This window comes from Salipiger mucosus DSM 16094, assembly GCF_000442255.1.
GTDB lineage: Bacteria > Pseudomonadota > Alphaproteobacteria > Rhodobacterales > Rhodobacteraceae > Salipiger > Salipiger mucosus.
On sequence record NZ_KE557284.1, the window covers coordinates 98,822 to 123,064 of the forward strand.

The 24,243-nt window shown below is 68.9% G+C and carries 24 protein-coding genes, 1 tRNA gene and 1 pseudogene; 9 read left to right on the forward strand and 17 right to left on the reverse strand.

Translation table 11 applies throughout. The features are described from left to right. Positions 1-589, reverse strand: a pseudogene (locus SALMUC_RS30695) (SPOR domain-containing protein); the annotation flags it as partial. A 196-nt stretch (positions 590-785) separates the two neighbouring features. Here SALMUC_RS30695 and SALMUC_RS23840 point away from each other — a divergent pair. Both SALMUC_RS23840 and SALMUC_RS23845 read left to right on the forward strand, forming a co-directional pair. Then, a tRNA-Ser gene (locus SALMUC_RS23840) sits at positions 786-875 on the forward strand. A 297-nt stretch (positions 876-1,172) separates the two neighbouring features. After that, positions 1,173-2,429, forward strand: coding sequence for an MgtC/SapB family protein (locus SALMUC_RS23845; protein WP_020041520.1), 1,257 nt, complete (start codon positions 1,173-1,175; stop codon positions 2,427-2,429). A 337-nt stretch (positions 2,430-2,766) separates the two neighbouring features. Here the strand turns inward: SALMUC_RS23845 and SALMUC_RS23850 are convergent, their stop codons facing one another. Together SALMUC_RS23850 and SALMUC_RS23855 are read right to left on the reverse strand one after the other, a co-directional pair. Continuing rightward, complete coding sequence (locus SALMUC_RS23850) at positions 2,767-3,156, reverse strand: hypothetical protein (RefSeq protein ID WP_020041521.1); 390 nt, start codon at positions 3,154-3,156, stop codon at positions 2,767-2,769. Between the two features lie 306 nt (positions 3,157-3,462). Further along, on the reverse strand, positions 3,463-4,026 hold the full coding sequence (locus tag SALMUC_RS23855; protein ID WP_020041522.1) for a carboxymuconolactone decarboxylase family protein: 564 nt from the start codon (positions 4,024-4,026) through the stop codon (positions 3,463-3,465). 146 nt (positions 4,027-4,172) lie between these two features. Here SALMUC_RS23855 and SALMUC_RS23860 point away from each other — a divergent pair, with 146 nt between their 5' ends. Further along, entirely contained in the window at positions 4,173-4,766 is a 594-nt protein-coding gene (locus SALMUC_RS23860) for a TetR/AcrR family transcriptional regulator (protein ID WP_021120908.1), read from the forward strand. A gap of 167 nt (positions 4,767-4,933) precedes the next feature. On the opposite strand, the gene SALMUC_RS23865 is transcribed toward SALMUC_RS23860, so the two are convergent. The 13 genes from SALMUC_RS23865 to SALMUC_RS23925 form a co-directional block, all read right to left on the reverse strand. Further along, positions 4,934-5,833 (reverse strand): EamA family transporter, encoded by a 900-nt coding sequence (locus SALMUC_RS23865; protein ID WP_020041524.1) that lies wholly within the window; start codon positions 5,831-5,833, stop codon positions 4,934-4,936. Positions 5,834-6,018: 185 nt separating this feature from the next. Continuing rightward, entirely contained in the window at positions 6,019-6,363 is a 345-nt protein-coding gene (locus SALMUC_RS23870) for a DsbA family oxidoreductase (RefSeq protein ID WP_020041525.1), read from the reverse strand. Then, positions 6,360-6,983 carry an NAD(P)H:quinone oxidoreductase gene (gene wrbA, locus SALMUC_RS23875; protein WP_020041526.1) on the reverse strand — a complete coding sequence of 208 codons (624 nt, stop codon included), beginning with the start codon at positions 6,981-6,983 and terminating at the stop codon, positions 6,360-6,362. The genes SALMUC_RS23870 and wrbA overlap by 4 nt, the downstream gene beginning before the upstream one ends. Before the next feature lie 105 nt (positions 6,984-7,088). Further along, on the reverse strand, positions 7,089-7,976 hold the full coding sequence (locus SALMUC_RS23880; protein WP_020041527.1) for a LysR family transcriptional regulator: 888 nt from the start codon (positions 7,974-7,976) through the stop codon (positions 7,089-7,091). A 410-nt stretch (positions 7,977-8,386) separates the two neighbouring features. Further along, on the reverse strand, positions 8,387-8,815 hold the full coding sequence (locus tag SALMUC_RS23885; RefSeq protein WP_020041528.1) for a DUF4345 domain-containing protein: 429 nt from the start codon (positions 8,813-8,815) through the stop codon (positions 8,387-8,389). Between the two features lie 25 nt (positions 8,816-8,840). Next, positions 8,841-9,668: an NAD(P)H-binding protein gene (locus SALMUC_RS23890; protein WP_020041529.1), complete on the reverse strand. Its 828-nt coding sequence runs from the start codon at positions 9,666-9,668 to the stop codon at positions 8,841-8,843. A gap of 108 nt (positions 9,669-9,776) precedes the next feature. Next, the gene (locus SALMUC_RS23895) at positions 9,777-10,781 is read right to left on the reverse strand and encodes an AraC family transcriptional regulator (protein ID WP_021120909.1); all 1,005 of its coding nucleotides are present in this window, start codon (positions 10,779-10,781) and stop codon (positions 9,777-9,779) included. Between the two features lie 114 nt (positions 10,782-10,895). Beyond that, positions 10,896-12,335: a DUF6880 family protein gene (locus tag SALMUC_RS23900; protein ID WP_020041531.1), complete on the reverse strand. Its 1,440-nt coding sequence runs from the start codon at positions 12,333-12,335 to the stop codon at positions 10,896-10,898. 161 nt (positions 12,336-12,496) lie between these two features. Beyond that, entirely contained in the window at positions 12,497-14,110 is a 1,614-nt protein-coding gene (locus SALMUC_RS23905) for an OpgD/OpgG family glucan biosynthesis protein (RefSeq protein ID WP_020041532.1), read from the reverse strand. 340 nt (positions 14,111-14,450) lie between these two features. Continuing rightward, positions 14,451-15,413, reverse strand: coding sequence for a pirin family protein (locus tag SALMUC_RS23910; RefSeq protein WP_020041533.1), 963 nt, complete (start codon positions 15,411-15,413; stop codon positions 14,451-14,453). A gap of 49 nt (positions 15,414-15,462) precedes the next feature. Further along, positions 15,463-15,762, reverse strand: coding sequence for a GNAT family N-acetyltransferase (locus SALMUC_RS23915; protein ID WP_020041534.1), 300 nt, complete (start codon positions 15,760-15,762; stop codon positions 15,463-15,465). A gap of 24 nt (positions 15,763-15,786) precedes the next feature. Beyond that, a complete protein-coding gene (locus SALMUC_RS23920) occupies positions 15,787-16,392 on the reverse strand; it encodes an alpha/beta hydrolase (protein WP_020041535.1) in 606 nt (201 codons plus the stop codon). Between the two features lie 11 nt (positions 16,393-16,403). Then, positions 16,404-17,336 (reverse strand): VOC family protein, encoded by a 933-nt coding sequence (locus tag SALMUC_RS23925; protein WP_020041536.1) that lies wholly within the window; start codon positions 17,334-17,336, stop codon positions 16,404-16,406. Positions 17,337-17,443: 107 nt separating this feature from the next. Here SALMUC_RS23925 and SALMUC_RS23930 point away from each other — a divergent pair, with 107 nt between their 5' ends. After that, on the forward strand, positions 17,444-18,370 hold the full coding sequence (locus SALMUC_RS23930; protein ID WP_020041537.1) for a LysR family transcriptional regulator: 927 nt from the start codon (positions 17,444-17,446) through the stop codon (positions 18,368-18,370). Positions 18,371-18,394: 24 nt separating this feature from the next. Here the strand turns inward: SALMUC_RS23930 and SALMUC_RS23935 are convergent, their stop codons facing one another. Beyond that, positions 18,395-19,288 (reverse strand): LysR family transcriptional regulator, encoded by an 894-nt coding sequence (locus SALMUC_RS23935; protein ID WP_020041538.1) that lies wholly within the window; start codon positions 19,286-19,288, stop codon positions 18,395-18,397. A 188-nt stretch (positions 19,289-19,476) separates the two neighbouring features. On the opposite strand from SALMUC_RS23935, the gene SALMUC_RS23940 reads away from it, so the two are divergent. The 5 genes from SALMUC_RS23940 to SALMUC_RS23960 all read left to right on the forward strand — a co-directional run bounded on the left by SALMUC_RS23940 (position 19,477) and on the right by SALMUC_RS23960 (position 24,179). Then, positions 19,477-20,484, forward strand: a complete 1,008-nt coding sequence (locus tag SALMUC_RS23940; RefSeq protein ID WP_020041539.1) for a hydroxyacid dehydrogenase — start codon at positions 19,477-19,479, stop codon at positions 20,482-20,484. Next, a complete protein-coding gene (locus SALMUC_RS23945) occupies positions 20,481-21,167 on the forward strand; it encodes an RraA family protein (RefSeq protein WP_020041540.1) in 687 nt (228 codons plus the stop codon). Before SALMUC_RS23940 ends, SALMUC_RS23945 begins: the two co-directional genes overlap by 4 nt. A gap of 30 nt (positions 21,168-21,197) precedes the next feature. Then, positions 21,198-22,154 carry a Bug family tripartite tricarboxylate transporter substrate binding protein gene (locus SALMUC_RS23950; protein ID WP_020041541.1) on the forward strand — a complete coding sequence of 319 codons (957 nt, stop codon included), beginning with the start codon at positions 21,198-21,200 and terminating at the stop codon, positions 22,152-22,154. Between the two features lie 62 nt (positions 22,155-22,216). Then, entirely contained in the window at positions 22,217-22,666 is a 450-nt protein-coding gene (locus SALMUC_RS23955; protein WP_020041542.1) for a tripartite tricarboxylate transporter TctB family protein, read from the forward strand. 7 nt (positions 22,667-22,673) lie between these two features. After that, complete coding sequence (locus tag SALMUC_RS23960) at positions 22,674-24,179, forward strand: tripartite tricarboxylate transporter permease (RefSeq protein WP_020041543.1); 1,506 nt, start codon at positions 22,674-22,676, stop codon at positions 24,177-24,179. Positions 24,180-24,243 lie beyond the last annotated feature (64 nt).

Sequence of the window (24,243 nt, forward strand, 5' to 3'; positions counted from 1 at the left end):
CGGCGGCGCCGGCGGCCACCGGGTCGAGCGCGCCTTCCGAGACCTCGGGCGCGGCGCTCATGGTGCCGCCTTCGGCGTCCTCGCCGGGGGCGGGCGTCGCGGCGGGCACGGTTTCGGCCCCGGCGGGGGACTCCTCGCGGCGCAGGGCCACGACGTCGAGGTTGGTGGGCGAGCCCGCGAGCATTCCCAGCGCGGCGGCGGCATCGGAGGAGACCTGCAGGCGCGGGCCGGGGGTCTGCCGCTCGCGCCGGAAGAGCGCGCCGATCACGAACTGGCCGTTCTGCTGGTTGCGGATGATGACGCGCTCGGGCTCGGCGACCTCGGGGTGGGCGACCCAGACACCGCCCAGCGAGGGGCGGCCATCCCAGAGCCCGGCCTCGCGGACCTGGAAGACCTCGGGGGCCTCGACGTCGCGCTCGGTGCCGCGGGCGGCGCGGCTGACGGTCCCGGTGCCGCCCTCGGCCTCGGCCGCGGGTTGCAGGAAGCCGGGCATCTGCGCGTCGTCGCAGCCGGCCAGCAGGCCCGCGGTCGCGCAAAGGAGAAGCCCGCGCCGAAGCGCGCTGCGGAATGTCACGTCGTGTCTGCCCATCGTCTGTCCCTGCTCGTCAAGCCTGCCCGGGCCGCGCCGCCGCCCCGGCATGACAGCGACCCCCTGCGGATTTTCCGCGTTTTGCGGGCAAGGGTACAGTTTCGACCGGGGCAAGAAAAGCCTGCAGTCCGGCGGCGGGCGGATTTTCCCATGCATCGCTTCCAGAATCGCCCGTCCCGGCGTAGAGCACGGCGACGGAGGCTTGGCAGAGTGGTCGAATGCGGCGGTCTTGAAAACCGTTGACCCTTCACGGGGTCCGTGGGTTCGAATCCCACAGCCTCCGCCACCCATCTTCGCCGCTGTTTCCATAGGTGTCTGACGCGCTATCGAGGGGCGCCAGGGCATTTGGGTTCCGTTGTGCAGGGACGGCATGTCCGACGCGGGTCCGAAGGCCGGGCGATCCGAAGAGCATGTGATGGCCGAGCCCGTGAGCGCGGTCGACATGGCCGATCTCATGGCCGGGGCCCGTGACGGCGGTGTCGCCCGGCTGGCAGAGCCATGCCTGACGTTCCGGGGCGAGCTTTGATATGATCTTTTCGGTGATCCGACCGGACACCAGACGATTCCGCTTCTCTTGTTTGCCATGACCGACATCGACATCTTCCAGCGCCTCGGGCTCGCCTTGCTGATCGGGCTGCTGCTCGGCCTCGAGCGCGGCTGGCATGAGCGGGTATACGACGAGGGGCGGCGCGTGGCCGGGGTGCGGACCTTCGCGCTGGTGGCGCTTTTCGGCGGCGTGCTGGGGTGGGTGGCCACGGAGGTCTCGCCGATCATCCTGGCGGCGGGCCTCGTATCGCTCGCCATGCTGCTGGTCGCGAGCTACTGGATCAGCCTCGGCCGCGAAGACGACGTCGGGATCACGACCGAGATCGCGCTGCTGCTGACTTTCGCGCTTGGCGCGGCCTCGATGCTGGGTCCGATGGAGCCGGCCGCGGCAGCGGCGGTGGTGGCCGCCCTGTTGCTCTCGATGAAGACGAAGCTGCACCTCTGGGTGGCGCGCATGGAGCAGATCGAGGTTTCGGCGGTGCTGAAGCTGGCCCTGATCTCGGTCGTTGTCCTGCCGCTCATGCCGGACCAGGGCTACGGGCCGGGCGGGACGCTGAACCCGCACGAGATCTGGTGGGCCATCGTGGTGGTCGCAGGGCTGTCCTTCCTGGGCTATGTCGCGATCCGGCTCGGCGGGGCCGACCTGGGCATGCTGATGACGGGGGCCTTCGGTGGTCTTGCCTCCTCGACCGCGACCACGCTGTCGCTGGCGCGCGTCGTCCATGCGCAGCCGGCCTTCGCGGCGCGCGCTGCCGTGGGGGTCCTCGTCGCGGGCTCGGTCACCTTCCTGCGCATCCTGGTCCTCGCCGCCATCTTCCAGCCGCTGCTGGTCGCGCCGCTCGCGCTGCCGATGGGCGTCATGGCGGGCGTGGGGCTGGCCGGGGCCGCGGCGATCTATGCGCTGTCGGGCAGGGGGCGGAAAAGCGGCGAGCGGATCGAGGGGGTTGGCAATCCGCTGGAGCTGGTGGCCGCGCTTTCCTTCGGCGTGGTCCTGGCGGTGGTCCTGCTGGGCGTGCATTACCTCCAGCAGTGGCTCGGTGCCGGAGGGGTCTACGCGGCCGCGGCGCTGTCGGGGGTGACCGACGTGGATGCGCTGACGATCTCGGTGTCGCGGCTGGTCGGCACGGATCTCGTGGCCGCGCGCGGCGTGACGGCGATCTTCATCGCGGTCTCGGTCAACACGGTCGTCAAGGGAGGCATCAGCCTCATCGCCGGGAACGCGGCCCTGGGGCTGCGTGTCCTGCCGGTCTACGCGGTGGCGATTGCGGCGGGAGGCGCGTCCCTGTTTCTCTGAAGCTGGAGTGCCGGTGTGCCGGCTGGTGACCCTACCACTCACCAGCCAACCCTGGCATGATCCTGACCGACCCTTTCGTCAGCCTTGCGCCATCCTGAGGGAAAGGACCTCGAAACCGGGTTTTCGCGCGAGGGCGTAAGGTCGACCCCGCCCAGAGCCAAGAAAACAAGGGGTGCGCGCAGGAGCGCGCCTGAGATGCCCTTTGCCTCATGCAGTGCGGGCCCGCGGGTGCCGCCCGGGATCGCGCTCAGCGCTCAGCACGGCCAGCCCGTCAGCGTCCTGGCCCAGCTGCATTCGGTCTGCACGGCGCGTGCCGTGCCGTTGCGCCCAAGCGAGGTCAGTCCGCCAGGTCGGCGAGGTTTGCGTCGAGAAGCGCCTGCTGCTCGGATGGGGCAAGCCCCTCGTCGAGGATGTCGCAGAGAACCTCGAAGACCGCGGCGGCCCGTCCGTCCGACGCGGTCTGCCAGATCCATTCGGATCCCTCCATGGCGACATCGATGAGGTCGCCACGCACCGCGTCGAGATCATTCTCGGGCAGATCGAGCGCGATGCGCACATCTCCGCGGCCCTGTCGAGGCAGGTTCGGCTCTTGGGCATAGCGCTCGAAGTTGGCGAAGAATTCCTGCTGGATACCGGAGGAGAGGGCTCGGCTTATGATCTCCAGGATCGGGCGCAACAGGGCCTTGGTCTGCTTTCTTCCCTCAACGGCCTCCAGCGCATCCAGCATCTGCGTCTGGCCGCGAAGGCTCGTCGGAACAGTCAGTTCGAGTCTCAATCTGGTGCCAACCCCCCGGCAATGATCGTTTGAATCAACCTATCGTGCAGCAAGGGGATGGCAAGGCGACTCCGGGGGGCTTCGATCTGCGAGACGGTCGACGTCCTGGTGTTCCTTGGCCGCTGTGCAGGTCAAGACGCGCTGGCGCTTGCGCGCCGTGTCGGATCGCGTGCGTGGCAGCTTCGGGGGCGGGTTGGCAACCGGACAGGCCGGACAGGCCGGGCAGGGAGCCGAGCCACGGCCCCCTGCGTCGATGGATCAACGCTGCGCTTTCGGCGTCCAGGCGAACTTCTGCATCGGCGCATCGACCGGCGTCTCGGCCAGGTGGTTGGTGTAGTTGCTCATCACCTTCTGGGCGAGGCCGAGCACGATCTCCAGCACCTGCTGTTCACCGTAGCCCTCGGCGTAGAAGGCTTCCAGTTGCGCATCCGTCGGGTTGCCACGGCTTTCGGCCATCGCCAGCGTGAAGGTCCGCAGCGCCTCGAGCTTCTGCGTCGGCAGCGGGGTCTCGTCGCGCAGCGCATCGGTGATCGCATCGTCCACCTTCATCGCCTTGGCGATGCCGGTGTGGGCGGGAACGCAGTAATGGCACTGGTGGTAGACGTTGATGGTCTGCCAGACGACCGTCTTTTCGTCGGCGTCGAAGGATGTCTCCTCGGCGAACAGGCGGTGCAGGACCTGGTAGCCGTCCAGCAGGGCGGGAGCGCGCGCCATCACCGCGTGCAGGCCCGGCAGGCGGCCAAACGCGGCTTTGGATTTCTCGATCAGGGGAAGGGCCGCGGGGGTTGCCGACGTTTCGTCGAGCTTCTCGAACTTGGTCATTGGGGGCTCCTTTCTGGGTGTGCCTCGTTGCAGCAGCACCAACCTGTCGATTATTGAGTGATTGCTCAAGAATATATTTGAGCGTTCGCTCAAACGTTTTCGTGAAGCCATTGTGCCCGGGCGCGCGACGTTCTTAGATGCGTGGCATGGCACGCACCGCTTCATATGACCGGGACGCCGCGCTCGACGCGGCGATGGTCCTGTTCTGGACGAAAGGCTACCACGCGACCTCGCTGAAGGATCTCGAGGCCACGCTGTCGATGAAGCCCGGCTCGATCTACGCCGCGTTCCAGAGCAAGGAGGCGCTGTTTCGCGCCACACTCGACCGCTACGCCAAGCGCATGACATCGGAGCTCGAAGCTCTGATCTCCAGCAGTGCCTCGCCTCTGAGCGCGATGCAGGCGCATCTTCGTGGCCTTGCCGACCTCGCGCCCTGTGACCGCCCGTCGACGGCCTGCATGCTGGTGAAGTCGCTGCTCGAGGTCCCGCAGGAAAGCGAACTGCGTGCCTTCATCACCGGGCATCTGGATCGGGTGGAGCAGGTGATCGGCGCGGCTCTCGTCGAGGCCCGGGACAAGGGCGAACTTCCGAAGGACTGCGACACCGGGCGGCTGGCGCGCCGGGTGCAGACCTACATCTTCGGCCTGAAGGTGCAGGCGCAGCGTGAAACCGACCCGGAGCGCATGCGCGACCTGTGTTCGGATCTGGCCGAGGAGATCGGCCGCATGACCGTCGCCTGATCGAATGGCGCGTCACCCGGTCTCCGGCGGGCGTGAGCAAGCCCGCCGGCGAGAACACGCGTCTTGGCGATCCTCGGCCAGCATTGACGGCTCCGGCCCGAACGCCTGAGGCCGGGGAGCGCAGGCGCGTTCCCCGGTGGTCCGGCGCATCCTGCCCCGTGCCCGCGTCAGGCGATCCGGGCGGAGTGCTCCACGGTGGTGCCGCGTGTTCTGACGCCAGCGGGGCGGTTTGCCCGCTGGCCGAACCAGACCGAGCCGAGGACGATCATGGCTCCGCTGATCTGCAGAGGCGTCAGGGACTGACCCAGCCAGCCCCAGCCGAGGATCACCGCCGTGACGGGGCTCATCAGTCCGAGCATGGAGACCGCGCCGGGTTCCAGCCGGGCGACGCCCCGAAACCAGATCGCATAGGTCGCGGCAGCCCCGATCAGGCCAAGCCAGGCAAGGCCGGCCAGGTTGGACATCGTGAGCGGCGGCAGGGGCGGCTCCAGCACCAGCGCGAGGGGAAGAAGGATCAGCCCGCCTGCGCTCAGTTGCCAGGCCGTGAAGCTCAATGCCGACACGGGTGGCTGCCACTTGCGGCTGAGCACGGTGCCGGCCGCCATGGATGCCGCACCACCGAGGCCGGCCGCGATGCCGACGGGGTCGAGCCGCGCCTCCGGCCCCGTGAGCAGCAGTGCGACGCCACACACACCGGCGGCGGCGGCAAGTACGGCACCGGCCCGGATCGGTGTGCCGAGCCAGCCGCGTGCCATGCCGATGACCATCATCGCCTGCAGCGCGCCCAGCGTCGCCGCGACCCCGCCGGGAAGGCGGTATGCGGCCACGAACAGCAGCACCCAGAACAGCGCGAAGTTGAAGGCGCCCAGCAGGAACACCCGGGCCAACCAGTTGCGCGGCGGCAGGCAGCGCGTGAGCGCCAGCAGCAGCAGCCCCGCGGGCAGCGCGCGCAGCGTCGCCAGGGTCACGGGATAGCCCGGCGGCAGAGCTTCGGTCGTGACAAGATAGGTGCTGCCCCAGATCGCCGGGGCAAGCGCGGTCAGAAGAATGTCGGCGCGGCGGGTCATGTCCTGCCTCCTTGCCGGGGCCGTTGCCAGAGCGGATGAGACTGGCCTTGCGGGCAGGGCGTGGTGCTCTCGAGGCCGACGTCACACAGCAGGCCGGGCGGCACGTCGGGGCGCGTCCGGGGTATGTGCGCGGGCGCGAAACGCATGCTGTGGGAGCGGATGAGAAAAGTCATTCCGTGATCCTTTCAGACGGTCAGGTGAAGGGCGGCGCCGATCTGCGCGGCGAGAGCCTCGCGCGGCCCGTTGATCAGGCGTGTGCCCGTCTCGCGGATCACGAGGGCGGGAATGGCACGGACCTGAAGCGTCCGGGCGTGTTGGCGGTCGGCCTCCACCGCGCCTGAGGTGGTCGGAGCGTCGAGCATCCCGGCAAAGGCCTCGGTCTCGAAGCCGAGTTCGTCCGCGACATCCAGCAAGGTTGCCCGGTCCGCGATGTCGCGCGCCTCGGCCAGGTTGCGCATCCGCGAGGATATGTTGAAGCACCAGCAGCAGACGACGTCGTGAAAGAAGTCGATGGTGAGCGAGGGCATCATGCGGCCTCCTCTTGCAGGGCCGCCCCGGTGAGTCGCGCGGCGATCCGGGCGACGTGCGCCCCCTGGAAGCGTGCTCCGGCAAGGTCGGTCTCGGTGGGGCTGCGCGATCCGTCGGCGCCGGCGATCGTTCCCGCGCCGTAGGGCGCCCCGCCGACGATGGCATCGGCGGTCGTCTGCCCCGCAAAGCTGTAGGGCATGCCGACGATGAGCATGCCGAAGTGCTGGAGCGGGATCTGGGTGGACAGCATCGTCGCCTCGTGCCCGCCGTGCTGCGAGCCGGTGGAGGCGAAGACGGCACCGACCTTGCCGACCAATGCGTTGCGTGCCCAGAGGCCGCCGGCCTGGTCGAGGAAGGACTTCATCTGCCCGGCCATCATCCCGAACCGGGTCGGCGTGCCCAGAATGATGGCGTCGTAGGCTTCGAGATCGGCGGGGGCCGCGACGGGCGTGTCGTCGGAGATGAAGCCGGCCTTTCGCCGCAGGTCTTCCGGCATGGTGTCAGGCACGCGGCGCAGGTCGGCATGGGTTCCGGGCACGGACAGGGCGCCGTCGGCCTCGGCCTGCGCGAGGGCGCGGACATGGCCATAGCTGGAATAGTAGAGAACGAGAACGCGGGTCATGGGATCCTCTCGGGTTGGGGTTTCTGTGCCCGGAAGGATCGCGGACGCGCTGCGGCGCAATAAGCCGCGCGCGCTCACTTCATTCTTTACGCTGGTTGAAGAATGTCAGGACCGCAAGGCGTGGCCCAGGTGGTCGAGAAAGGCGGTGACCTTTGCATCCATTCCAAGCCGCGACGCGGTGACGGCGAAGATCTCGGGCGCGGGAAGCTCCCAGTCCGGAAGCACGCGCACAAGCTCGCCGCGCGCCTCCGGTTCGTGCGAGACGAAATCGGGCAGGGTGCCAAGCCCCTGGCCTGCGACCAGCAGGTCGCGCAGCACGAGGCTGTTGCCGAGGCGGACGGGCGGGTCGAGCGCGACGGTGGTCGTGCCGGCGGGCCCGTGCAGGACCCATGAGGTCAGGTGATCTGCCAGCAGGAACCCCAGAACCCGGTGGTTGGCGATGTCCTGCGGCTCCTGCGGCGTGCCGGCGCGCTCAAGATAGCCGGGGGCGGCAAAGATCCGTTGCCGCATGGTCCCGATCTTTCGCGCGAGCAGGGCCGAGTCCGGCATGGCGGCACGTATGCGGATCGAGACGTCGAACCCGCCCTCGATCATGTCCACCACGCGGTCGTCCATGGAGAGGGTCACGCGCAGATCGGGGTAGGCATCGAGAAAGCCCGGCAGGATCGGGGCGATGACGGCCTGCCCGAAGGAGCTGGAGGCATTCACCTTCAGGTGGCCTCCCACGGTCCCGGCGCCGTCGCGGATACGTGTCTCGACTCCGGTGACGGCATCGAGGATGCCGCTGGCCTCGTCGTAGTAGAGCCTGCCTGCATCGGTCAGGGACATGGCGCGCGTCGTGCGCGTGAGCAGCGTGGTCCCGAGGCTTTCCTCGAGCAGCTTGATTTCCCTGCTGAGCAGCGCCGGCGAAACGCCGAGATCCTCCGCTGCCCGTGCGAAACTGCCGCGTTCGACGATGCGCCGAAAGGCGCGCATGACGGAAAGCTTGTCCATATGTCGTCAGTCATTCGCTCCGGGGTCGGGCTGCGCGTCGAGGCGCCCTGTCAAGGTGATAGCACGTGGTCCCGACCCCCGCGAAGGGCATCGCCGATGGCCGGGGGAGATCGTTGCGCGCGGGCGATTGGCGCTGGACGGGGAGATCGTGCTGCGAGCGTGTTCCACAAGGCGTGATGGCTCAATGTCCGGTTCGCGCCTCCGGCATGGTCAGCAGCTGGAGACCGTCCTCAAGCGTGGACGCGCTTCCGGTCGTCGCCAGCCGTGCATCCCGCCCCTCATTCGCCTGCAACGAGGGGGGCTGAGCGACCCAAGTCGCGACCCGACCGAATCGTGCCCGGCGGGCTTCTCCAGTGCGAACTCCGGTCGTCCCGGTCCCGGTCTCCGTCGCGTCGATCCTGCTGTCGGTCTCAGCGCGCTGGATGTGCCGCGCCAAGGGCGGGCGGCGGCTGCCGGAGGCGCCGGCGGAAGGCCGCGAGGCAGAGCGCGGCGATCACCAGTTCGACGACGAGCGCGCCGATGACGCTGCCGGACGGCGTCCCGTCCATCGCAAGCCCGACCAGCCGCCCCGCCGGAAAGGCGATGAAGACCGTCAGGGCAGCCGCAATGGAGGCGGGCAGCACCTCGTGCCGCCAGATCCCGAGCAGCATCAGGACGCCGAACCCGGCGAGACCGGCGCCGGGGGCGCGCAATTCGCTCAGCAGGCTGGCATCCTTGCCGAGCGTGATGCCGTAGCCGGCATAGAAGGCCTGCGGTGCGAGCAGGATGAACGCGCCGATGGTGAGCGCGGTGAGGCCGGAGACGCCGAGCGCGAACGTCTCGAACGTGGTGGATCTCATGACGTGTTCCTTTCGGGGCGGGGTGTCAGGCGGCGCTTGTCCAGGCGCCGGTTCGGGCGGCGGCCCGGGCGAAATCCGCGAAGTCGCGGGGCGGGCGCCCGAGCGCGCGCATGACGCCGTCGGTGGTTAGCGCGTTGCGCCCGTCCAGCGTCTCGCGTGCGATGGCGGTGAAGACATCGGCGACGAAGGTGCCGCCCGCTTCGGCGACATTCGCGTGGAACGCCTCGAAGCTGATCGGGACATGCCGGATCTCGCGGCCGGTGGCCCGCGACAGCTCGCCCGCCATGTCCGCGAAGGTCATCAGGCGCGGGCCGGTCACCTCGTAGAGTGCGTCCCTGTGACCCTCTTCGGTCAGTGCCGCGACCACGACATCGGCGATGTCGTCGATGTCGATGATGGGCTCGGCGATATCGCCACCGGGCATCGGCAGGACACCGGCGAGGACCGGATCGCGCAGGTAGCCCTCGGAGAAGTTCTGCGCGAACCAGGCAGCCCGGACGATGGTGAAATCGACGCCGGAATGGCGCACCACCTCTTCGCCCAGCTGGGCGTGGTGTTCGCCGCGGCCGGAGAGCAGCACGAGGTGTTCGACACCCACGTCGCGAGCGGTCTCGCAGAGGGACTCGAGCTTTTCCACGGCGCCGGGGAAGGCGAGATCGGGGAAGTAGGTGACATAGGCCGCACGGGCTCCGCGCAGGGCCGGGGCCCAGGTCTCGGGCGCCTCCCAGTCGAAGGGCGTTGCGGAAGTGCGCGCGCCGCGCCGCAGGGGCAGGCCCCGCGCTTCGAGGCGGCTGGCGACGCGGCGGCCGGTCTTGCCGGTCGCGCCGATGACGAGGATCGGTCGGTCTTGCATGGGGTGTCTCCCTGGCTTCGGTTTCGGTCGCCAAGGGATAGACGTGTGGCGGCCGCGCGGTATTGACCGGCCTTGCCAGCCTTTTGACCGACCTCGCCAATGCGCCCGTCAGCGGCGGGACACGTCCTTGCGATAGGCCGCGGGCGTCGTCCCCATCCAGCGCTTGAACGCGCGGGTGAAGGCGCTCTGCTCGGAAAAGCCGGTGAGAAACGCGATCTCGGCCAGTGAATGGCTCTCGTCGCGCAAGAGCCCCTCGGCGAGGTCGCGGCGCGTTTCCTCGGTGAGGCCCTGGAAGCTGAGCCCGTGCTCCGAGAGGCGCCGGTGGAAGGACCGCGCGCTGAGCCCGAGGCCGCGGGCGATCTCGGCCATCTTGGGCGTCCCCTCGCTGAGGGCCTGGGCGATCGCGGCCTGGGCCTGCGTGACAAGCGCGGGCGCCCGGGTGAGCTCGGACAGTTCCGCGTCGAGATGCGTGGCGAGGTATTGCGAGATCCCCTCGTCCCCGAGGATGTTGGGCCGGGCCAGCGTCTCGTCGTCATAGAGGATCGCGTCGAGGTCCGCGCCGAAGCGCACCGGGCAGCCGAACCACGCCTCGTGCGCGGCGACCGAGCGCGGGGCGGGATGCCGGACCAGCACTTCCACGGGCGCGAGCGGCACCGGGCAGACCTGCCGCGCGATGGACACGGCGCTGGCCAGCGTGGCCTCGTTCGACAGCCGCATTCCGAGGCGCCGCTCGCCCGCCCGATGCAGGATGAAGAGCGTGCCCCCGGTCGCCGGCCGCAGCTCGTATTCGACGACGCTGGTCCACAGGCGCGCATAGCGTTCCACCCGCGCGTAGGACGCCCCGAGCGTCGTCGCGGCCTTGAAGGCCAGCCCGAGCGCGCCGTATTCGTCAAGCCGCATCGAGGCGCCTGTGCGCACCGGAAGATCGGTCACATCGATCTGATCGGCGATCCTTTCGAGCATGTCGTAATAGCGCTCGGCCGGGATCATCTGTCCGGGGTCCCAAGGCGCTTCGGGCGCGATCCCGACGCTGGCCAGCATGGCCGCAGCATCGATCCCGCCGCCTGCCGCGGCGACCACCTTGCGCGCGAAGAGCGACGTGACATACCCCATGCCGCGTAGTCTACGGTGCGCGCGGTGAGCCGCAAAGCTCGGGGTGTAAACGGGCGCATGACGGACGGGATGTCGTCCGTTCGGTCGACCGCAAATCCTGCTTCCACGCGCGGGCTAGACGCGTCCTGTCCGCTCCCAGAATGCCGATTTGCGGCCGTGAACGGCCCGCAGATGCTCCACGAAGGCATCATGGCCGGGGTGTCGCTGGTAATCGGCAATCGAAGCATCTGCCGCAGCACAGGAGGCGAGATGGCGCGCGGCGTGCCCGTAGCGGCTCGACCTGCCGCGCTCGAGCGCGAAGGTGATCATGGCGCGCCAGATCAGGACCGCAGCCAGCGGGTGTTCGCTGCACAGAGCCTCCGCAGCCGGCGTGAGGATCTCGTAGGCGTTGCCGTCCAGCTCGTCGGATCGGTTGTGCACCAGCCTGGCCGCCAATGCCGTGTCCGGCCAGGACAGGCAGAACGCGAGCCCGGCCTCGACGGGCGTGTAAGCCAGGACCACCTCGCGGGCCCGATCCTCGGCCTCGATATCGTCGAAGTCGGGCAGACGTTTCAGAAGGCCCCCGAGTGCATGGGGGCAGAGGCGACGCTCGAAGCGGGCCCAAAGGGCGTGCCGAAGTTCCTCCTCGCGTCCGAGGGCCTCGAGGCAGGCAAAATGCGCCTCGTCGAGGTCCGGCGTGTCGAACCATGAGCTGTCGCGCGCGTCACGGCTCAGCGCCTGGCTGACGATCCGGAGCGCCTCCTCGGCACGTCCGGCGTTCAGCAGCCGGGCGGCGGCGTCGGGGGCGATGGTATGATACGTGAGCTGCTCGGCCGAGTATCGTTCAAGCCAGGCATCGACATCGCCTTGGAGGTCCGCGACGTCCTGCAGGATCATCTCGGCCGTCAGGTTTCGGCGATCCCGCGCAAGCGCCTGCTGCCGGTCCGGGTCACCGACGAAATCATAGATTGCCAGATCCGCGTCCGTCAGAGGTGCCGCGCGCATCTCCTCGGCAAGGTCCTTGAGACGCTTGAGGCCTGTCTGACCGAGAGGGTCGGCAAGGGCCGGCACCACTTGATCGAATTCGCCATAGCCGTTGTCCCGCAGCGCATCGAAGATCAACTCGGCCAGGTGCACCGGGTCCTTGTCGATCTTCGAGGAGAGGCGCGCGATGGCGCTCATCGCCTCGTCCATGACGTCACCGATCAGGCCGTTGCTGTCATCGGTCCGCTCGTGGATGCCGGGCGCGAGGCCCAGCAGGTCCCAAAGGAGATCGAAGGCGATGTCAGGGCTGTCCGGTGCGATCCGGGTCTCGATCAGTCCGGTGAGGTCGGACAGCTCCGTCGCGACCTTCTTTTGCGTCTTCCGCGAGATGTAGCTGCGGGACCGGCGGATCGATGCAAATCGCTTGCGAACGTCCGCGGCCGCGTCCTGCGGGCTCTGCTCGGCGGACAGCGCCATGCGCACCCGCCGTTGTCGCGCCGCGTCTCCCTTGACGGCCTCGAGCAGCAGGTCGGCCAGGACGTCAGGTCCGAGCTCGACGAGGTTCTTCTTGTTGAGGCTCTTCCGGGCCATTGGCGATCCTGTTGGCAGTCGGATCACTCATGCACCGTCTCGTGGGCGAGCGCAAACCCCGCCAAGTCCGCCAGCACGGGGGCGCCGCGTCGGGACCATGTCGTCGCGACCACCGGTCGCTTCGCTCCCGCATGGAGCGTTGCCATGCGGGAGCGGTGCCGTCACGCCTCCGACGCCAGCAGGCTCCGCAGCTGGCTCGGGAACAGCTGCATCAGCCAGGTCTCGGTGCGTGCGCTGCCGTTCACGTCCACGTACATCCGCAGGTCGATGGGCGCGTCGTCATCCTCGGGGATTTCCGAGAAATCCAGGTCGAAGATCGCGCGCCAGTAGTCTTCGCCCACCACCGGGTAGGCCGTCTCGCCCGAGATCTCGCCGCGCGAGGTGGTCACCACCGGCCGGATCCCTTCGTCCCGGGCAAGCCCGGCAAAGCCCATGTCGTCGAAATCGCAGACGATCTTGACCACGCCCTCGGGGCGCGGCTGACCGGGCACGCCGCCCGCGCCCAGGCGGGTCGCGATGAAGCGCGCGGCGTTGGGCGGCACCGGGGCGTCCTCGAACCACGTCAGGCGATAGCCGAAGTGGTGCTCGTTTCCGGCCTCGGCCCCGGCGGCGGGGGTCCACATGGCCACGATGTTGTCGTGGATCTCGTCGTCGGTGCGCAACTCGATCAGCGTCACCGCGCCGTCGCCCCAGTCATAGCTCGGCTCGACCCAGGCCGAGGCGCGCTTGTCGTAGAACACGCCGTCGTCCTGGTACTCGTCGAACTCCCGCTCGCGCTGCATGAGGCCGAAGCCCTTCACGTCGGGCGCGACGAAGCTGTTGGCGGTGGTGCGCGGCGGGTTGTTGAGCGGACGCCAGATGCGTTCGCCGCCGGCCATGTGGATCTCGAGCCCGTCGCTGTCGTGTACCTCGGGGCGCCAGTCGGCGGCGACGTGGGCGTTGGGCTTGCCGTACCAGTACATCGAGGTCAGCGGGGCGAGGCCGAGCCTTTCGACCCCGCTGCGCAGGAAGACATGCGCCTCGACGTCCTGCAGCACGCCGCGGTCTTCGTGGACGGAGGCGATCTTGTAGGCGCCCGTGGCACTGGGACTTTCCAGCAGCGCGTAGGCCGTCAACGCGCCATCGCCGTGCTCTTCGAGCCAGAAGCGGGTGAAGCGGGGGAATTCCTCGGGCCCGGTCGGCACGGCGGTATCCAGCGCAAGACCGCGGACCGAGAGGCCGAACTGCCCCGAGTAGCCCGAGGTGCGCCAGTAGGAGGCGCCGAGGAAGGCCATCCAGTCGTTCCCGCCCGGCTCGTCCTGCACCCGGAAGCCCGCGAACCCTTCGGTCTGGGAGAGGCGGCGGGCCGGGTTGCCCTCGGGGATGTCGAAGAGCTCGGTTGAAAAGGGCACCTCGCGGGCGAGGCCGTCCTCGAGCGCGTAGATGTGCACCGGTTCGCGGAAATAGCGGCCCGGGAAGAAGAACTGCACCGGCGAGCTTTCGTCGTCGTTCCACAGAGTGCGGTCGGCGCGATAGCGGATCTGGTTGTGGTAGTCGTAGTCCACCTGTTCGAGGATATCCTCGTCGGCGACCTTCATGGGGAAATAGTCGCCCTTGGCCAGCGCCTTTGCCAGGTCCTGCAGCCCCTCGAACGAGAACTCCCGCGCGGGGCCGAGTGCCAGGCCCTCGGAGGTCGCCTCGTGCTGGGCCCGCGCCGCCTCGGGCAGCAGGAAGAACGCCCCGGCCCCGAGCCCCGAGGCAAGCATCTGTCGTCGGTTCAATTTCGATCCGGTCATTTGCACCATCCTGGATAACTGAATCCTGTGATCCGGATTGGCGTGCCGTGGTGGCAGGGACAAATGCTCAAATCAGCATGTGGCAGTTTCCTGCCCAAGTTGCATCGGTGTCGGGTGGATTGCGGCTCATGAGCCGCCCTTTTCATCAAGAGCCTTGTCAAAGACCGGGCAGGATGACCGAAGGTGGCCACGGAGCCGTCGTGACATCGCATGACCGTTGGCCTGCGCAAAGGCGCAGGCCTGACCGGCTCGCCGGCGGGGCCTTCGACGGTCCGAGCATCGCCATGCCATCAGCGCGGGCGTGCTGCGCTGACCGACTTCGGGGGGATTCCGCCGCGCGTCAGCGGCGGCGCGGGATCCCGCGTTCCAGCTCCGGCGTGATCGGGATGAACTCGTCGTCGTCGCCGGGCGGCAGACGGAAGGGGCCGTTCTGCCAGTCGCCGGCCTTCCAGGCTTCCTTGGCCGTCTCGATGCGGTCCCGGGACGAGGAGACGAAGTTCCACCAGATGTAGCGCCCTTCGTTCATGGTGGCGCCGCCGAGCGCCAGCAGGCGTGCGCCGCGTGCGCCCGCGCGCACCGAGATGCCGTCGCCGGGGCGGAAGACCATCATCCGGCCGGCCTCGAAGGTGTCGCCCGAGACCTCGACGGAGCCCTCGGTGATGTAAAGTCCGCGGTCCTCGTGGTTGTCCGGCAGCGGGAAGCTGGCGCCGGGTTGCAGCGTCACGTCGAGGTAGAAGGTCTCGGAGGGCAGGGTGACCGGGCTGCGCTCGCCGTAGGCGTCGCCGAGGATCAGCCGCGCTTCGGCGCCGCCGTCGCGGATCATCGGCAGCGCGCCCCTGCCGTGGTGCTCGAAGGCGGGTGCCATTTCCTCGCGGTCCTCGGGCAGGGCGATCCAGGTCTGGATGCCGAAGAGGTCGTGCCGGGTCTTTCGCGTCTCGGCGCTGGTGCGTTCCGAGTGGGTGACGCCGCGGCCGGCGATCATCCAGTTGACCTCGCCGGGGTAGATCATCTGGTGCGTGCCGAGACTGTCGCGATGTTCGAACTCGCCCTGGTAGAGGTAGGTCACGGTGCCGAGCCCGATGTGCGGGTGCGGCCGCACGTCGATGCCGCCCTCGTTGATGAACTCGGCGGGGCCCATCTGGTCGAAGAAGATGAAGGGCCCGACCATCTGCCGCTTGGGCGAGGGCAGGGCGCGGCGCACCTCGAAGCCGCCAAGGTCGCGGGCGCGGGGGATGATGAGAGTCTCCAGCGCGTCCGCGCCGGCGTCGGGGCATTCGGGGCTCTGGGTCGGGTTCCAGCTCATGACGGGGTCCTTTCGGGGATGGGGCGATTTCGGCGCGGCCTCGGGGCCGTCACCACTGGATGACGTCGGCGAGTTCCTCGCGGTGACGGTGAGCATAGGCCTTGAAGAAGGGACAGAGCGGAACGATGCGCTGTCCGGCGGCGCGGGCATCCTCGATCACGCGCCGGGCGAGGGCGGCGCCGATGCCCTGGCCGCGCAGCGCGTCGGGCACGCCGGTGTGATCGACGATGATCGCGCGGTCCGACATCTTCGAGAGGGTCAGCTCCGCCTCGGCGTCGATGCCGTCGACGCGGGCGAGGTAGCGGCCCTTGCCGCCGGTTTCGGTGTAGGTGATCACGGGGTCGGTCATGGGCCTGCCTCCTGGTTGCGCGGTTCAGTCGGCCAGAAGCCGGGAGAGAGCCTCGATTTCCTGCGGCCGGAGTTCGTGGCCGCCCTCGTGGATCTCGGTCGTCACGGTTGCGCCCTGCGTTTGCGTCCAGTCGATGAGCGCGCTGGTCATGGGCCAGGGGCAGATCGGGTCGCGGCGGCCGGCGGCGATCAGGACGCGCTTGCCCGAGAGGCCCGGCACCGGCGCCGGCTCCCAGGGGATCAGCGGGTGCAAAAGGCCGATCCGGTCGAAGAGCTCGGGCCGGCTCATCGCGACGGAGGCGAGGATGTTGGCGCCGTTCGAATAGCCGAAGCCGTAGACCGGCGCGCCCGGGTGCCGCGCGCGGTGGGCGGCGATGTAGTCCGCCATCCGCTCGGTGCGCAGCGCCAGATCCTCCATGTCGTAGACGCCCTCGCCGGTGCGGCGGAAGAAGCGAGCCGCCCCGCGCTCGGAGACGTCGCCGCGCGGAGAGACCACGCCCGCCCCGGGCAGCAGCTTTCGGGCGAGGTCGAAGAACTGTGCTTCGTCCCCGCCGGTGCCGTGGAACGCGAAGAGCAGCGGGGCGCCCGGGGCGGGCTCGGTCGTGAGGGCCGTGTAGAGGTCGGTCGACATGGGGTGGCTCCTCACTCGGCGATCTCGGGCAGGATCGCCTCGATCCTGTCGCGCAGCGGCTCGTAACGGGTGGGCAGCTTCAGCGCCTCGCCGAGATGGGTGGTGTCCTCGTCGCGGTCGAAGCCGGGCTCGTTGGTCGCGATCTCGAAGAGCACCCCGCCGGGGGTGCGGAAGTAGATCGCGTAGAAGTAGTCGCGGTCGATCACCGGGGTGACCTGGTAGCCGGTGTCGAGCAGAGCCTTGCGCACCTCGGCCTGCGCCGCGCGATCCTCGACCGCGAAGGCGATATGGTGCACCGAGCCGGCGCCCTGGCCCGCGGCGGCGGCGTTCGGCAGCTCCTCGATGTCGATGCTGTCGGCGGCGTTGCCGCCTTCGATGACATAGCGCGTCACCGCGCCGCTTTTCTCCGCCTGCCGGTAGCCCATGAAGCGCAGCAGCTCCGCCGCGCCGCCGGCGTCGCGCAGCCGCAGCCGGGCGCCGTGGAAGCCGAGCACCGCCGCCTCCTTGGGCACGTCCGCGCCGTCCCAGCCGGTGCGCCCGCGCCGGTCGCCCTCGACGAGCGCGAGGGAGTCGCCGTCGGGCCCGTCGAAGGCGAGGCGGCGCTGGCCGAGGAAGCTGTCCTGCTGAAGCCCGCTCACGCCGCGCGCGGCAAGGCGCCCGGCCCAGTAGTCGAGCGCACCTTCGGGGATGGCGAATTCGGTCACGCCGACCTCGCCGGTGCCGCGCCGGCCCTTCGGCATGCGACCGAAGGGGAAGGTGGTCATGACAGAGCCGGGGGTCCCGACCTCGTCGCCGTAGTAGAGGTGATAGACCTCGGGGGCGTCGAAGTTGACGGTCTTCTTCACGCGCCGGAGGCCGAGCGTGCCGGTGAAGAAGCGGTTGTTGGCCGTGGCATCCCCCGCCATCGAGGTGATGTGGTGCAAGCCCTTGATCTGGTCGATCATCTGCGGTCTCCGATCTGTCGTCGTTCGCTGTCTGGATCAAGATAGGGCTGGCTTGCCGTTTCGAGAATGATAATGTGTGCTGATCCTTCATTGTCGGAAATGCAACGATGCGCGATCTCAAACCCGTCCGTGTCTTTCTCGAGGTCTCGGCGCGGAAGAGCTTCGCGCAGGCCGCGCGCAATCTTGGCATGACGCCGGCCTCGGTCACGCGGATCGTCGCGCGGCTGGAGCAGGACCTTGGCCAGCAGCTGCTGGTGCGTACCTCGCGGCAAGTGGCGCTGACGGCGGCGGGGGCCCGCGTCGCGGCACGCTACCGCCCGATCGTGGCGGAGTTCGACAGGGCCTCCTCCGAGCTCGACCGGGCGATGCAGCCCGATCGCGGCAGGCTGTCGATCAGCGTGCCGATGTCCTTCGGGCAGCGGACCATGCCGGGGCTGATCTCGGCCTTCCGGCTGGCCTGTCCGCACGTGCGCCTGCAGGTGAACCTCGCCGACAGGCTGATCGACATCCTCGACGAGGGCGTCGATCTGGCCATCCGCATTTCGGCCCCGCCGACCGACAAGTCGACGATCTGGCGCCGGATCTGCGCCATCCCCCGCCACGTTGTCGCCGCGCCGGACCTGTTCGACAGGGAGCCGCGCCCCGGCGAGCCGGGCGCGCTCGACCCGCGGCTCTGCATGTCCTACGGCGCCGCCGGCAAGGCCGAACGCTGGCACTTCGCCAGGGACGGGGAGACGCGCAGCGTCACGGCCGGGTCGGAGATCATCTGCAACAACGGGGACGTGCTGCTGGCGCTCGCCGGCAGCGGCGTGGGGATGACCCTGCTGCCGGATTTCCTGACCGCGCGGGCCGAACGGTCCGGCGCGGTGGAGAAGGTCTTTCCCGACTGGGAGGGCGAGCCGCTGTCGCTGGGCATCTTCTATCCGCCCTACGACACGCTTCCGCCGCTCGTTGCGACCTTCACCGACTTCTTCGAGGCCTACCTGCGCGACGAGGCGGGGTTCGAGTTCCAGGGGCCTCCGCAGGCCTCCTGACCGATCCGGCATGCCACGAGGTCGTCAGGCGGGGCCGCGTTGCAGGCCGTGTTCGCCGCACAGGTCGGCGAGGACCGCGTGCAGGCGCGCGATGATCGCCTCGCGCGGGGAGACGGTGCGCTCGACAAGGCCGATCTGGCGCTTCACCTGCGGGGTGCCGAAGGGCAGGCGCATCAGCTTGAGATCCTCGGGCTCCTGCAATGCCACGTGCGGCACGACCGAGATGCCCAGTCCCTGCCGCACGCAGGTGACGATGGCCCCGATGGTGTCGATCTCGGCGATGTCCTGCGTGATCATGCCCATGCGGGAAATCTCGGTGTCGATCATGTTGGCGAGCGGCACGGCGCTGCGGAACCGGATGTAGGGAAGGGTGCGCATGAGCTCGGTCGGGGGACGCTCGGGCGTGCCCTGCGGCGCGATCAGCCAGAGCGGCTCGCGCAGGAAGGGGCTCCAGCGGAGGGCCTGCGGGAAGCCGACATGCTCGGCCACCACCGCCGCGTCGAGCCGCCCGGCGGCGACATCCGCGATCAGGGTGGACGAGAGCGAGACCCGGAGGCTGGATTTCAGGGCCGGGTACTGGTGCCGCATCCGCACGATGGCCTGCGGCAGCAGGTTGAGCGCGCTCGACCGGACCGAGCCCAGCATCAGCGTGCCGGCGATCTGGTCGCCGCGCAGGGCCGCCTTGGTGTCCTCTTCGCGGCGCAGGATGTCCTTGGCCATCTCCAGCACCTGAAGCCCCTGCGGCGTCAGCTTCGGCGGCCGCGCGCTGCGGTCGAAGACCTGGATCCCGAGCTCCTGTTCCAGCGCCTGGATCTGCTGGCTCACCGCCGACGGCGTGAGCCGCACCACGTCCGCCGCCTGGGCGAAGGTGCCATGGGTGTCGATGGCGATAAGGGTCTTGAGCTGGCGGGTGTCCAAGGTCTGATCCAGTTTTGCTTAATCTGATAACCAGAATTACGCGCTGCCGTGAAGTAAAAGTTTTCTATAACCTCTGTCGACAGGAGGAATGCCGCGCCCCGCTGGGAGGCAGGGTGCGTGCTTCACGAACACGGAATGATCAGAACCAGCGTCCCGCCATCGTTCGGGACGCGCCGGAGACATGCGCGATGAGCAAGACCATCCTCGTAACGGGCCCCGATCTCGATCCTGCGGCCGTCGCCCTGGCGAAGGAGCATGGCTTCGACCTCGTCCACACGCCCGCCTATGCCGAGAGCGCGGTGATCTCCGAGCACCTGCAGGCCAGCGGCGCCGTGGGCATCGTCTCGCGGATGGGGCGGATCGACGCCGAGGTCATGGACGCGGCCCCGCAGCTCAGGGCGATTTCCAAGCACGGGGTGGGGGTCGACAACATCGACCTCGCCGCCGCCGCCGCGCGGGGCATTCCGGTGTTGGTGGCAAGTGGCGCCAACGCGGTCTCGGTGGCCGAGCATGCCATCGCCCTGATGCTCGCGGCGGTGAAGCGGCTGCTGCCCCTCGACGCGGGCCTGCGCGCGGGGCGTTGGGACAAGCCGGGCTTCGCCGGGCGCGAACTTGACGGGGCCACCATGGGCCTGATGGGCATGGGCGCGATCGCGCAGGCGACGGGCCGGATGGCGCAGGGGCTGGGCCTGACGCTTGTGGGCTTCGATCCCTACGCGCCGGACAGCGTCTTCGAGGCGCTGGGCGTGACCCGCTGCGAGACGGTCGACGAGCTGCTCGCCCGGTCCGAGGTGCTGAGCCTGCACTGCCCGCTGACCCCGGACACCCGCGAGATGCTGAACGCCGAGAGCATCGCGAAGATGCCGAAGGGCGCCTACGTGGTGAACACCGCGCGCGGCGGGCTGATCGATGAGCCGGCGCTGGTCGCGGCGATCCGCTCCGGTCATCTCGCCGGGGCAGGGCTCGACACCTTCGCCTCCGAGCCGCCGGCGGCCGACCACATCTTCTTCCAAGAGCCCGCCATCGTGCTGACCCCGCATATCGGCGGCGTCACCCGCCAGGCCGGCGCGCGCGTCGGCGTCGAGGCGGTGCGCGGCATCATCCAGATCGTCGCGGGGGACGAGGTGCCGCAGTCGCGGATCGCCAACCGCAAGCTGCTTGCGGACGCCCCAGCATTCGCAAACGTGGAGAAATGAACATGACCATCGGCTTCCGCATCCTGAACCGTGACCGCGCCGCCCCGAAGGAGCTGGTCGATGCCTTCGCCAAGCTGCCTGTGGCGAATGTCTCGGACAGCATGTCGCGCATGACCGCCGGCGGCCCGGGCCTGCGCCCGATGCATGCCTCGGGCGGCATGGCCGGTGTCGCGCTGACCGTGAAGGCGCGGCCGGGCGACAACCTGATGCTGCACAAGGCCATCGACATGGCGGTGCCCGGCGACGTGATCGTCGTCGATGCGGGCGGCGATCTTGCCAACGCGCTGATGGGCGAGCTGATGCTGGCCTACGCGATCAAGAAGGGCGTCGCGGGCTTCGTGCTGAACGGCGCGATCCGCGACGCGGACAATTTCGTCGAGACCAACCTGCCGACCTTTGCCGCCGGCATCACCCATCGCGGCCCCTACAAGGACGGCCCCGGCGAGATCAACGTGCCCGTCGCCCTCGACGGCATGGTGATCCATCCCGGCGACATCATGATCGGCGACAGCGACGGCGTTCTCTGCGTGCCGATCGACGAGGCCGAGGACATCCTGGCCCGGACGCAGGCGAAATCCGACGCCGAGATCAAGCAGATGGCGGCCATCGAGGCCGGCACCAACGACCGCAGCTGGGTCGACCGCGCGCTCAAGGAGCGTGGGTGCGAATTCCCGGCTGACTGAACCCCAAGCGTGTAAACAGGAGGAGAACACATGCTCAATCTCATCAAGACCACCACCGCCGCCAGCGTCATGGCGCTCGCCGCAGGCGCCGCCTTCGCGCAGGACTACCCCAGCAAGCCGATCGAGGTGATCGTCGGCTATTCCGCCGGCGGCGGCACCGACGTGATGGCCCGCACCGCGGCGCCCTTCATCGAGAAGTACCTCGGCGACGGGGCCAGCCTCGTGGTCAAGAACATGCCCGGCGCCAGCGGCCAGATCGGCGTGACCGAGGCGGCCACCGCCGATCCCGACGGCTACACGCTGGGCACGTTCAACCTGCCGGGCATGATGGCGCGGACCATCGACCGCGAGGCCGACTACGACCGGGACAGCTTCACCTATCTCGCCAACGTGGTGAACGACCCAAACGTGATCGTCACCACCAAGGGCGGCGGGCTCGACACCATCGACAAGCTGGTGGAAGAGGCCAAGGCGAACCCCGGCGCGGTGACCGTGGGCATGTCGAGCCTCGGCGGCGACGACCACTTCATGCTGATCAAGCTGCAGGAGCTGACCGGCGCCGAGTTCACCATCGTGCCCTTCAAGGGCTCGGCCCCGGCGCGCACGGCGCTGATGGGCGGCCACGTGGCGATGGGCATCCTGAACATCTCGGAAGTGGCCGAGTTCCAGGAAGAGCTGAACGTGCTGGGTGTCGCGACCGAGGAGCGTTCCGACTTCGCGCCCGACCTGCCGACCTTCGAGGAGCAGGGCTATGACCTGATCAACGGCTCGATGCGCGGCTTCATCGCTCCGGCGGGCCTGCCCGAGGACGTGGAGGCCAAGCTGCTCGACGCCTTCGCCCAACTCGAGACCGACGAGGAATTCCTGGAGGCCATGAAGGCAACCGCGAACCCCGTCGAGGTCGTCACCGGCGAGGAGTTCAAGGAGCTGACCAGCGATCTCTACGACCTTGCGAAGGGCGTCTGGGAAGAAACGCCCTGGAACTGAGGCGCGCCGGCGCGGGGGACGTCCCCCGCGCCACACCTTCCCCTGATCCCGGAGCCAGTGTCATGTCCCATCGCCTGTCCCGCCCCGAGACCCTGACGGCCCTCGGCATCGTCGCGGTCGCCGCCGGCTTCCTCGTGCCCGCAATGTCGCTGCGGCCCATTTCCGCCCTTCTGCCGATCGCGATGCTCGTGGGCCTCATCGTGCTGGCCGTCATCCTGCTGCTCATGGACCAGCGCAAGGCCGCGGCGGGCGAGCCCGCGCAGCAGATGACCAAGTCGCCCGGGCGCGTCGCGGGGGCCTTTGCCCTGATCGTCGTCTATGCGCTCGCCACCGATTTCATCGGCTTCTACGTAAGCACCGTCGTGGCGGTGCCGCTGACCGCCTTCCTGTTCGGCTTTCGCCACCCGCTGGGCCTCGCCCTGGCCACCGCCATCGTGGTGGGCGCGATCTGGCTGATCTTCGACTTCGGCATGTCGCAGGATTTCCCTGCCGGCCGTCTCTGGGCCGCGTGAGGTCACCATGTATTCCGATCTTCTCCACGCCCTTCCCGAGGTCATGGGCCTCAGCAATTTCGCCGCCGTGATCATCGGCGTCATCGCCGGCATCGTCGTGGGCGCCATGCCCGGCCTCAGCGCCACCATGGCGATCTCGGTCCTCGTGCCCTTCACCTTCGGTCTCGAGCCGCTGGTGGCGCTGGGCCTCATGGCCGGCATCTACAACGGCGCCATGTACGGCGGCGCGATCCCGGCCGTCCTGCTGCGCATCCCCGGCACCCCGGCGGCCGTGGCCACGACCTTTGACGGCTACCCGATGGCCCGGAAGGGCGAGGGCGGCTTTGCGCTTCAGGTCGCGGTGGTTTCCTCGGCCATCGGCGGCATCGCCTCGGCTTTCGCGCTGATGCTGCTGGCGCCGCCGCTTTCCAAGGTCACGCTGCTCTTCGGCCCCTCCGAGGTGTTCTGGGTCGCCGTCTTCGGCCTGGCCTCGATCATCTTCCTGCTGGGCGGCAACCCGGTGAAGGGCCTCATCAGCGCCTGTTTCGGGGTCTTCGTGTCGGTCATCGGCGCGGATCCGATCTATGGCACCGACCGTTTCACCTTCGGCCAGCTCGAGATGCTCGACGGCATCAACATCGTGATCCTGCTCGTCGGCCTCTACGCGCTGCCGCCGGTGATCGACCTGCTCGAGACGCCGCTCAAGACCGACAGCGTCGAGAGCTCCAAGCTCGGGACCGAGCCGATCTGGAAGGCCATGCCGCGCATGAAGGGGTTCTGGAAGACCTGGCTGCGCTCGTCCGTCTTCGGCATCTGGATCGGCATCCTGCCCGGGGCGGGCGGCTCGATGGCGGCCTTCATGTCCTACAACGAGGCGCGCCGCACCTCGAAGAATCCCGAGAAATGGGGCGAGGGCGAGCCCGAGGGCGTCGCCGCCTCCGAGACCGCCAACAACGCCGACACCGCCTCGGCCCTGATCCCGGCGCTGACGCTGGGCATCCCGGGCACCGCCGTCGCGGCGGTCATGCTGGGCGGGCTGCTGGTGCACGGCCTGCAACCGGGGCCGATGCTCTTCCGCGAGAACCCCGACGTGGTCTTCGGCTTCATGTGGCAGTTCCTGTTCGGGGCGATCCTGCTGATCCTGCTGGGCGGCTCGCTCGCGACCAACAGCTTCGCCCGGCTGCTCAACCTGCCGCGTCCGCTGCTCGGATCGGTGATCATCGTGCTGATGCTGATCGGGGTCTACTCGATCCACGGGCGGATGTTCGACGTCTACCTGATGCTGGGCTTCGGCGCCGTGGGCTGGGTGATGGACAAGCTCAAGTTCCCGCTGCCGCCGGTGGTGCTGGGCCTGATCCTCGGCGGCTTTGCCGAAGAGAACCTGCGCCTCGCCCTGCGGATCGGTCGCGGCGACTGGGGCGTGCTGTTCCAGAACACGACCAGCCTCGTGCTCGTGGCGCTCACCGTCGCGGTGGTGGTCGGCCCGATCATCAAGCGCCGGGTCATCGACCGCCGCAAGGAGGCGGAAGGCTGACGGCCGCCGAGAGGTCTCGGGAGGGGCGGCAGGATGTGCCGGCCCTCCCGCCACGAGAAGACCG

What these genes read in the sequence shown, in the direction of transcription:
- SALMUC_RS23845 (WP_020041520.1), top strand. Translation starts at nt 1,173, where the DNA reads ATGACCGACATCGACATCTTCCAGCGCCTCGGGCTCGCCTTGCTGATC.
- SALMUC_RS23850 (WP_020041521.1), bottom strand. Translation starts at nt 3,156, where the DNA reads ATGCTGGATGCGCTGGAGGCCGTTGAGGGAAGAAAGCAGACCAAGGCC.
- SALMUC_RS23855 (WP_020041522.1), bottom strand. Translation starts at nt 4,026, where the DNA reads ATGACCAAGTTCGAGAAGCTCGACGAAACGTCGGCAACCCCCGCGGCC.
- SALMUC_RS23860 (WP_021120908.1), top strand. Translation starts at nt 4,173, where the DNA reads ATGGCACGCACCGCTTCATATGACCGGGACGCCGCGCTCGACGCGGCG.
- SALMUC_RS23865 (WP_020041524.1), bottom strand. Translation starts at nt 5,833, where the DNA reads ATGACCCGCCGCGCCGACATTCTTCTGACCGCGCTTGCCCCGGCGATC.
- SALMUC_RS23870 (WP_020041525.1), bottom strand. Translation starts at nt 6,363, where the DNA reads ATGATGCCCTCGCTCACCATCGACTTCTTTCACGACGTCGTCTGCTGC.
- wrbA (WP_020041526.1), bottom strand. Translation starts at nt 6,983, where the DNA reads ATGACCCGCGTTCTCGTTCTCTACTATTCCAGCTATGGCCATGTCCGC.
- SALMUC_RS23880 (WP_020041527.1), bottom strand. Translation starts at nt 7,976, where the DNA reads ATGGACAAGCTTTCCGTCATGCGCGCCTTTCGGCGCATCGTCGAACGC.
- SALMUC_RS23885 (WP_020041528.1), bottom strand. Translation starts at nt 8,815, where the DNA reads ATGAGATCCACCACGTTCGAGACGTTCGCGCTCGGCGTCTCCGGCCTC.
- SALMUC_RS23890 (WP_020041529.1), bottom strand. Translation starts at nt 9,668, where the DNA reads ATGCAAGACCGACCGATCCTCGTCATCGGCGCGACCGGCAAGACCGGC.
- SALMUC_RS23895 (WP_021120909.1), bottom strand. Translation starts at nt 10,781, where the DNA reads ATGGGGTATGTCACGTCGCTCTTCGCGCGCAAGGTGGTCGCCGCGGCA.
- SALMUC_RS23900 (WP_020041531.1), bottom strand. Translation starts at nt 12,335, where the DNA reads ATGGCCCGGAAGAGCCTCAACAAGAAGAACCTCGTCGAGCTCGGACCT.
- SALMUC_RS23905 (WP_020041532.1), bottom strand. Translation starts at nt 14,110, where the DNA reads ATGACCGGATCGAAATTGAACCGACGACAGATGCTTGCCTCGGGGCTC.
- SALMUC_RS23910 (WP_020041533.1), bottom strand. Translation starts at nt 15,413, where the DNA reads ATGAGCTGGAACCCGACCCAGAGCCCCGAATGCCCCGACGCCGGCGCG.
- SALMUC_RS23915 (WP_020041534.1), bottom strand. Translation starts at nt 15,762, where the DNA reads ATGACCGACCCCGTGATCACCTACACCGAAACCGGCGGCAAGGGCCGC.
- SALMUC_RS23920 (WP_020041535.1), bottom strand. Translation starts at nt 16,392, where the DNA reads ATGTCGACCGACCTCTACACGGCCCTCACGACCGAGCCCGCCCCGGGC.
- SALMUC_RS23925 (WP_020041536.1), bottom strand. Translation starts at nt 17,336, where the DNA reads ATGATCGACCAGATCAAGGGCTTGCACCACATCACCTCGATGGCGGGG.
- SALMUC_RS23930 (WP_020041537.1), top strand. Translation starts at nt 17,444, where the DNA reads ATGCGCGATCTCAAACCCGTCCGTGTCTTTCTCGAGGTCTCGGCGCGG.
- SALMUC_RS23940 (WP_020041539.1), top strand. Translation starts at nt 19,477, where the DNA reads ATGAGCAAGACCATCCTCGTAACGGGCCCCGATCTCGATCCTGCGGCC.
- SALMUC_RS23945 (WP_020041540.1), top strand. Translation starts at nt 20,481, where the DNA reads ATGAACATGACCATCGGCTTCCGCATCCTGAACCGTGACCGCGCCGCC.
- SALMUC_RS23950 (WP_020041541.1), top strand. Translation starts at nt 21,198, where the DNA reads ATGCTCAATCTCATCAAGACCACCACCGCCGCCAGCGTCATGGCGCTC.
- SALMUC_RS23955 (WP_020041542.1), top strand. Translation starts at nt 22,217, where the DNA reads ATGTCCCATCGCCTGTCCCGCCCCGAGACCCTGACGGCCCTCGGCATC.
- SALMUC_RS23960 (WP_020041543.1), top strand. Translation starts at nt 22,674, where the DNA reads ATGTATTCCGATCTTCTCCACGCCCTTCCCGAGGTCATGGGCCTCAGC.